This window comes from Bhargavaea sp. GQ12, from assembly GCF_059758705.1.
This window is the reverse complement of the sequence record NZ_JCAXEU010000053.1, coordinates 1-406: the sequence shown is the minus strand read 5'-3', so window position 1 is coordinate 406 and position 406 is coordinate 1. Positions and strand designations below refer to the sequence as shown.

Annotated in this window: 1 protein-coding gene; it reads left to right on the top strand. The window is 52.5% G+C overall.

The genetic code is table 11. The features are described from left to right. Positions 1 to 406: IS3 family transposase (locus tag AC6CHQ_RS16360; RefSeq protein WP_498082076.1), on the top strand; the 406-nt coding region annotated here is incomplete at both ends.

The window sequence follows — 406 nt, the reverse complement described above, 5'->3', positions numbered from 1 at the left end:
GGAGTCCGCCGGCAGGGTTACTATGAATGGCTGATCCGCCGTGAATCACGTGACCTCCGTGCGGAGGCGGATTATGAGGATGCCCTTCTACTGATTGAAATCCAGGAACGGAAGAAAGGGAAAGCAGGATACCGCACCCTACATATGATTTTGAGGAATGAATATGGCGTCGTCATGAACCACAAGAAAATTCTGCGCCTCACTGGCCTCTTCGGCCTTCATGCAAGAATCCGGAGAGCCCATCCTTACAGGAAGATGGCGAAGGCGACACAGGAACACCGTACGGTGTCTAATCACCTGAATCGTGAGTTCCAACAGGATGAGCCAGGCAAGGTCCTCCTGACTGATATTACCTATCTGTATCACGGCAAGGGCCAGCCAGCCTACCTGTCCACGATAAAGGATG